The sequence below is a fragment of the Flavobacterium xizangense genome (genome assembly GCF_054075145.1).
The window spans coordinates 1-257 of the sequence record NZ_JBSIPG010000189.1; the positions used below are offsets into that span (position 1 = coordinate 1).

Sequence of the window (257 nt, forward strand, 5' to 3'; positions counted from 1 at the left end):
TTTACGACAACCGACACTAAAAACTGGAAAATATTATACCGCGTTGCTAATACCGATACAAAAACGGTTAAAAGAATTGAAGAAGCGATTAGAGTATTTTTATTAGTAGAAAATTACGAAAGATTGACAACATCTCTGGATAAATACAATAAAACAGAAAGTTTTGTAGTTATTCATGGTTTAAAATCTGAAGCTTATGCAAATGATATTGCAGGAGTTTTTAGAGAAGATAAAAAATATAAAATTCCAGATCAGGC

Annotated in this window: 1 protein-coding gene; it reads left to right on the top strand. The window is 29.6% G+C overall.

What is annotated here, in order from left to right; genetic code table 11:
• Nucleotides 1-257 (top strand): hypothetical protein (locus tag ACWA1B_RS23060; protein ID WP_456910991.1); only part of this gene is annotated, 257 nt, incomplete at both ends.